General features: G+C 60.4%; 4 protein-coding genes and 1 pseudogene. 4 read left to right on the plus strand and 1 reads right to left on the minus strand.

Annotation, left to right across the window (positions count from 1 at the left end; genetic code table 11):
- From GGD63_RS10660 to GGD63_RS10670, 3 genes and pseudogenes are all read left to right on the plus strand, one after another.
- Window positions 1–1,264 (plus strand): annotated as a pseudogene (locus tag GGD63_RS10660) (DUF11 domain-containing protein); the annotation flags it as partial.
- 432 nt (window positions 1,265–1,696) lie between these two features.
- Entirely contained in the window at window positions 1,697–3,409 is a 1,713-nt protein-coding gene (locus tag GGD63_RS10665; RefSeq protein ID WP_183241532.1) for a type I secretion system permease/ATPase, read from the plus strand.
- 9 nt (window positions 3,410–3,418) lie between these two features.
- On the plus strand, window positions 3,419–4,777 hold the full coding sequence (locus tag GGD63_RS10670; RefSeq protein ID WP_183241534.1) for an HlyD family type I secretion periplasmic adaptor subunit: 1,359 nt from the start codon (window positions 3,419–3,421) through the stop codon (window positions 4,775–4,777).
- A 203-nt stretch (window positions 4,778–4,980) separates the two neighbouring features.
- Here the strand turns inward: GGD63_RS10670 and GGD63_RS10675 are convergent, their stop codons facing one another.
- Entirely contained in the window at window positions 4,981–5,607 is a 627-nt protein-coding gene (locus tag GGD63_RS10675; protein ID WP_409334054.1) for a hypothetical protein, read from the minus strand.
- 507 nt (window positions 5,608–6,114) lie between these two features.
- On the opposite strand from GGD63_RS10675, the gene GGD63_RS10680 reads away from it, so the two are divergent.
- Window positions 6,115–6,480: a helix-turn-helix domain-containing protein gene (locus tag GGD63_RS10680; protein WP_183241536.1), complete on the plus strand. Its 366-nt coding sequence runs from the start codon at window positions 6,115–6,117 to the stop codon at window positions 6,478–6,480.
- The last annotated feature ends 958 nt before the right edge of the window (window positions 6,481–7,438 follow it).

A 7,438-nucleotide genomic window follows, 5' to 3' on the forward strand; every position in this document is an offset into this window, starting at 1 on the left:
GGTCGAGGCGGGCGGAACGACCAGCGCGACCTTCGTGGGTGGCGACACCGACTTGGACGGCAAGCTCGATGTCGGCGAGACCTGGACCTACACCGCGAGCTATGTGGCGACTCAGGATGACATCGACAGCAACGGCGTGACGGGCGACGGCGACATCGACAACCTTGCCACGGCGGATTCGAACGAGACCGATCCGGACACCGCGACGGCGTCGGTGCCGATCGTGCTGAAGCCCGATCTTACAATTACCAAAGCGGCGGTGGTTGAAGATGGCCACGCCGATCATGCCGGCGATCTGATCGACTACACGGTTGTCGTTACAAATACCGGCAACGTGGTATTGACGGGCGTGGTGGTAACGGACGTGTTCGAGGGCGGTGCGCCGTTGGACCTCACAAACTTCAACAGTGCGACGAACACGTTTAGCGGCGACACCGACGGCGACGGCAATCTCGATGTCGGAGAGACGTGGACATATACGTATAAGCACACGCTGACCCAAGGCGAACTCGACAGCCAGGGCGTCGACGGTGACGGCAGCCTCGACAACGTGGCGAGTGTGACAACCAACGAGACTGGTCCCGATAGCGACGACGCCCATATTCCGGTCGAATTGGGGCCGGGCGTGCGGACGCCAGGCTTCTGGGCGCAGAGCACGGGTGGAAATCAATGGACCAAGTTCTGGGACGGCATCGTAGGTAATGAGCCAAAGCAGGCCGGTACAAATGGGTTTGCCAATGGTGAAATTACCTATGCAGTGGATTCCAATCATGACGGCGTCATCAACAGTTCCGACAAGACGGGCTTGTTGATCGGCGATTATGACAAGGACGGAATCCAGGACCCTGGCGAAAACGTGCTGTTCATCTCGACGGCTGACGCGCTTACGCTGTTGAACGCTTCGGCCAAGCAGGTCCAGGACGGGCGCTATATGTTGGGCCGGGATCTGGTCGCGACCTGGTTGAACTACCTCGAAGGAAACGCGATCGGTGATGGCACTGCCGGCACCGCGAAATACGATATCAACCAGTCCGTCTATTGGTTCGAAGCTACCCAGGCAAAACCGGGCGTTTCGACAACATCGGCGGATTTCCATACCTTGAGTGTAAAGGACGACCTTTCCAGCGGTGCTGTCGGCACGAGCTCACCGCTGTGGACTAGCCCGATCGATGTGGTGGTGCTTGGACAGCCGATTCATACTGATCTCGCGGCGAGTACGCTGCATAGTCAGCTTGATCACTATAACAACTTCGGTTCGGTCTAGGCGGAGCGCCAGTAAAGTCCCAACGGGGAACCCTCCGTTGGGACCTGGCTTTCGCAAAATGCGTTTGGAGACCTGTTTCCGCAATCGGATGGCTTGATTGATTGCGTGGTCGTCTCAGGCGCACGGTGTTCCGCGAGAACGCGAACCCGTGTCCCGTCGCGCGTCTGCGCCCATTTGGCTGTCGCCGTCGCCTGGGCGGATTTACGTAGGCTTCACCCGAGATAAATCCCTTAACTCCGAGAAAATCCGTACTTCCACAGGGGCCTTTACCTTTCCGGTGAGGATTGATTTCGCGGCGCCCAGGGACTGTGCTAATCATCGTTCTCGATTTGACGAGAATTGTAACGACTGCCGGCAGGCTTTTTATTTCGGCCAGGGCGTTGTCGCCCCGGCGGTCATTTTGATTAGAGGGGCGGGTCTCCGCCGGATTGTGTGAGCGCGCCTTTCAAAAGGCCGGACGAGCTCCGGCGCCTCGTGCAGACATGCCAGGGCTATTTCGTGACGGCCGGCACCTTCAGCCTTGCCATTAACCTGCTTTACCTCGCCGGCCCGCTCTACATGCTGCAGGTTTATGACCGCGTGATCTCGAGCGCCAGCGAGATCACGTTGCTGATGCTCACGATTGCGCTGCTGCTGGCGTTCATGGCGCTGGCCGGGCTGGACGCAGTTCGTGCGAGGGTCCTGACCCGCGCCAGCATCCGCCTTGACCGCAAGATCGCCTCGCGCGTGATGACGGCAATCATCGATCGCTCGGCCAGCGCGGGCGGCGCCCGCAGCCAGGCGCTCCGCGATTTCGATACGTTTCGCCAGTTCGTCACCGGGGCCGGCATTCACGCCGTCTTCGATCTGCCCTGGGCGCCGATCTACATCGCAGTGATCTTCGCCCTTCATCCGTTTCTGGGGGCCTTTGCGCTGGGGTGTTCGGTCATCCTGGTGCTGATGGCACTGCTGAGTGAGTGGCTGGTGAAGCTGCCGCTCACGGAATCCAGTGAAGCCGCCGCGCGCAGCTACAGCTTCACCGAAATGAGCCTGCGCAACACCGAGGTCGTCCGTGCCATGGGCATGACCGGCGGTCTCCTCCGGCGCTGGAGCAGGGACCGCGACCGGATGCTCGAGCGCCAGGTCGCTGCAAGCGACCGTGCCGCCGCGATCCAGAGCCTGATCCGCTTCCTGCGCCTTGCCATGCAATCGCTGATCCTGGGTTTGGGCGCATATCTCGTGATCGAGCGGGTCACGACGGTCGGTTCAATGTTCGCGGCCAGCATTCTGCTCGGCCGCGCGCTGCAACCGGTCGAGCAGATCGTGGGATCGTGGCGTAGTCTCGTGTCGGCGCGTGCTGCGTTCCTGCGCATTCGTGAGCTGCTGACGGCGCATCCTCTTCTCGATGCCGGCCTCGCGCTGCCCAGGCCCAAGGGGCACGTCTCGGTGGAAGCGCTCAGCTTCGTTCCTCCCGGAAGCTCCAAGCCCATTCTACGCGGCATCACCTTTGCCGTAGAGGCAGGAGAGGTGCTCGGGGTCATCGGGCCATCCGGGGCCGGGAAATCGACCCTGTCGCGCCAGCTTGTCGGCGTGCTGACGCCTTCGGCCGGTGCCGTGCGACTGGACGGTGCCGATGTCTCTACCTGGGTCAAGCGGGCGATCGGCGACCATGTCGGCTACCTGCCTCAGGATATCGAGCTGTTCTCGGACACGATCGCCGCCAATATCGGCCGCTTCGACGAGGGGAGCGACAAGGAGGTCATCCTCGCCGCCCAACTCTCCGGCGTGCACGAAATGATCCTGAGGCTTCCGCACGGTTACGACACCCAGGTCGGAGAAGGCGGCGCCATTCTGTCCGGCGGCTTTCGCCAGCGGATTGGTCTGGCCCGGGCCGTCTATGGCAGCCCAAGCGTCGTCGTGCTCGACGAGCCGAGCTCGAACCTCGATGCCGAAGGTGATGTCGCTCTGGCAGATTGTATCGTGCAACTGAAGAAAAGCGGGACGACGGTTGTGATCGTCTCGCATCGGCCGGCGACCATCGGGGTCGTCGACAAGATTCTCGTCCTCAGAGATGGCGTCGCCGAAATGTTCGGGCCTCGTGCCGAGATCATGGCACGGCTGACCCGTCCTGTACCCGTTCACGCCGTGCAAGGCTCCAGCAGCTAGGCTCGCCCAATGGCCATTCTAGATGGAACACCCAGGAATCTCGCCGCTGCTGGCAGCCGGGCCGGTCTTCCCGCTGGACCGCCTAGCGACTCGATCAGGCGTATCTCTCTCGCCGGCTGGGTCATTGTTGCCGTTTTCTTCGGCGGGATTGGTGCATGGGCGTTGACCGCGCCACTCAACGGCGCCGTCGTGGCAAACGCGGTCGTCAAGGTTGAGGGCAATCGCAAGAGCGTCCAGCACCTCGACGGCGGCATCGTGAAGGAGCTGCGGGTCAGGGAGGGCGACAAGGTCCGTTCCGGTGACCTGCTGATCGTGCTGGATGAGACCCAGGCGCGCGCCGAATACGAAGTTCTGACGCAGCAATGGGCCGTGCTTCGTGCCACGGAGGTTCGGCTCCTGACCGAGCTCGATCACGGCTCCGCGCTCGTGATGCCGTCGGATCTGAAGGCGCGTTCCGAAGATCCCTATCTCAAGAGCGTCTGGAACGGGCAGGTCAGCCAGTTCGAGAGCCGCCGGGCCGCGCTGGAGGGACAGCGCAGCGTCATTCGCGAGAAGATCAACCAGCTCGGCTCGCAGATTGTCGGCGCCCAGGCGCAGGTGAAGTCATTTACCGACCAGATCAATTCCGTGCACAGCGAGGCAAAGGATATCGCGCCGCTCGTCGAGCGGGGCCTGATCGCGCGCCCGCGTATTCTGCAACTGGAGCGTACCGCCTACGGCCTCGAAGGTCAGATCGCGGATTCCAACGCCAACATTGCCAAAGCCCGCCAGGCAATTGCCGAGCAAGAGCAGCAAATGGCGCAGCTCGACAATGATCGAATGACCGACGTGACCAAGGACCTGCGCGACACGCAAGCGAAGATTCTGGAGGTCATCCCAAAAGCCATGAACGCTAAAGCGGTCCTGGGGCGCATGGAGATCCGCGCGCCCTATAGCGGCCAGGTGGTCGGCCTCAACGTCTTTTCGGTCGGCGGCGTCATACAGCGCGGCGACAAGATCCTGGACATCGTCCCGGAGCAGGATGGGCTGACAATCGAGGCGCAAGTGGCGGTCGAGGACATCAGCGACGTGCATCCCAACGCGCGTGCGGAAGTTCATCTCACGGCTTACAAGCAGCGGATCGTGCCGATCATTCATGGTGATGTAATCCAGGTCTCGGCAGATCGTCTGACCGACCCCAAGAGCAACAACCCGTACTACACGGCCTTCGTGCGGATAGATCAGGACGAGCTTGCGGCCATGCCGAACGTCAAGCTCTATCCGGGAATGCCGGCGACCGTCATGATCCCGACCGTCCAGCGCACGGCATTTGAATATCTCGTCGGCCCGCTGATCATGTCCTTCAATCACTCCTTCCGCCAGAAATAGGGCGCAGCACGATCGGAGGGGCAGGGACGCAGCCCGTTGGCCGTGGTTCAGTGGCGGGCTTCCAATTCGGATGCGTGTGGCCGGCTCGGGGCAATTCTCCGCATTGTTTTGAACGTGCTTGGCGTGGCGGCGGCCAAATCTCGGCGCGTAAGGGCAGCGCAGAAAACCTGTCAGTGTCGCTGCAGGACTATTCAGCTGCAGGATTATTTAAACGGGTCGTCGATCGATGCGGCTGACTGCCTCACGCGTCGAACGCCGATGGGCGAGCCGTCCGACACGAACTGCAGTTCATAGCTCTCTCCCCGCGAGTCCGTTGCAGTGCAGGTGACACTCGAGACCCGCCGCGCGGCAAAGTTGCCGAACTGGCGGCAGATGCCGGTCGATGCCTCCTCCGCGGGCACCGGCAGCCCGTGGACCTTCGGCCGATGCCTGGAATTCAAGAGCATCCGATCGATCGGAAGCTCGTAGGAATTGTCGTCGAAGCGCTTTCCCTTCTCGCCGGAGAAAGACACGACGTGGCCGTCGTCCGCCGGATCCTCGATCGCCACCGCGAAGCTCACACGTCCGGCTTCGTTGTGGGCGTAGGCAACGGCCTTGCAGGCGTAGCTGCGACCCGCGATCTTGAGCGTCGTGCACTTGCCGGACATGTGTGCAAGGATGTCGATCAGAGGCTGGCGATGCTCGATGCGCTTGGGAGCGTCCGGACCTTCTGCTGCGGGACGGGTCCCGGCCGTCTGCGCGGCGCAAGGAGCCGCAAGAGCAAAAAGCGCCCCGGTCGACAGCAACAGCTCCGGCCGCAACCAACATAAAAAACGCCGCCAAATGGTCACGCAATCCCCTCTGCCGGGCTATGTCCCGCGACAAAGAAAAGCCCGTCCGGCCAAACTCTTACTCTGCCCAATCCGGTGCATAGTGACATTGGAGCGACCGCCGATCAATCGCGTGAAGGGGCAGTGGGGGCTGCCTTGCCTGTTTACTTAACGCCGCCGAGGCATTACAGGGCGTAACCGAATGGCCGCCGCCCTTTCCCTCGGCGGAGCGGCCGTCCGCAGCCGGGGTCACGTGTCAGGCCAGCGTCGAGCTATGGAGTTAGGAACGCGTGACGCTGAGCGAAATTATCTTTCCAGTTGTGGCTCGGGCCTTGCATACTTAGCCGGCTGAACGAAACCGAAGAGGGCAGTTGGGCTGACCGATTGCACAGGATTGCGACGAACCGCACCGGTTTCCGAAGGCGAAAGCCGATGGATCGATGATTGACTTGAAAACGAACGAGACCGTAATCTCACCTGCCTATAGTCGTTAATGCCGATTCCCACACATGCAAATGGAATTTACAGGTGGCTAAATTCAAGAACAAGACGATTGCCAACTTCGGTTCGCGCTTGAAACAGCTGCGAGAAGAGCGGTCGATGACCATCACGGAGCTAGCGAGACGGATTGACGTGACGCCCCCTGCGATTTGGCATTGGGAGAAGCGCGGCAGGGTGCCCAAGCCCGCTACCATAAAGGCCGTGGCAAAGGTACTTAACGTCAGCGCCGAGTTTCTCGAGGACGGTGTTCACATTGTAAATACTCAGGATCAAGGTCCCTCGGACCAGCTCTCGATGCGGCCGGACGAGATGAGCCTCGAACAGCTGATCCGCGCCATCGAGGCAAAAGGCTTCCGTGTCCGGATCTCTTCGGCCGGCGATCGGGAAATCTAGAAGGCGAGCCGCGCTCTATCTCCGCCTGGAACATTGGCGAGCCACGCCAAGCTCCTTTACCCATGTTCGTGTTGAAATCCGCGAAAATCGGCCAGATTGCAATTAACGCGGGTGACACGCCTCCGCCCAAAATGGCTCCGTGAGTCCGGCAATCCCGGATGCTGCATTTTCCGGCCAAAGGTCGGCGTTCTCGTCGCTCACCGACTTCACGTTCGCGCAACGACGAACATTCCTCGATCGAGCATGGCGGGGCAGCGTTCAACTTGCAGCATGATGCAGCGCAAATGCGCAGTTCTTCGCTGATCGGTGGCGCCCTGGGTGCAGTGTCATCCGGGACGCCGCACGACCGACCAAAAGATTCCCGGTCTCTCACGCTCTACAAAAAACGGTGAGGCAGCCCAGTATCGGAGCCGCTCTCACGCAACGCATGCTTTCGTTTCGTGGCATCCGCACCATTTACAACCTCAGGATACATAAGGTGGAGCTGCGTATTTTGGCAAATTTTCAGCCGGGCTCTGCGCCTAAGTTATTGGGGTGGCACACGCCTCCAGAGTGGAACTGATCATCGTCACGAGTGTCGGGTTGCAGCCACAGTCGTGTTTCAACCGGAATTTATTTCGACGAGTTGTCGATAAACTGCAAGGAGTAAAGCGCTTGTAGCCTATCTGAGGTCGTGTCATACTTTCGTAGTTAAAGCCGATTTAAGCTGCGCATAAATTTAGTTTAAGCCGCCAACTCGTCATTCGAAGGAGGCGCTGCAATGAAAAAAGATTTTAGCACCTTGAGCATTTTGCATTCCGCTCACCCTCTGTCGCGTGCTGTTGACGGCACGGACAATCAGGTTCTCTCCGGCAGACAACGCTAGTTACTTCTACTCAAGCGCGTATTTGCTTGAGCGGCCCTTGCGTACGTCAATTCGCTGCTCGCCGTTCGGTCCATTTTTTGATGGGGCATTCCG

This window comes from Bradyrhizobium sp. cir1, from assembly GCF_014198245.1.
Lineage (GTDB): Bacteria > Pseudomonadota > Alphaproteobacteria > Rhizobiales > Xanthobacteraceae > Bradyrhizobium.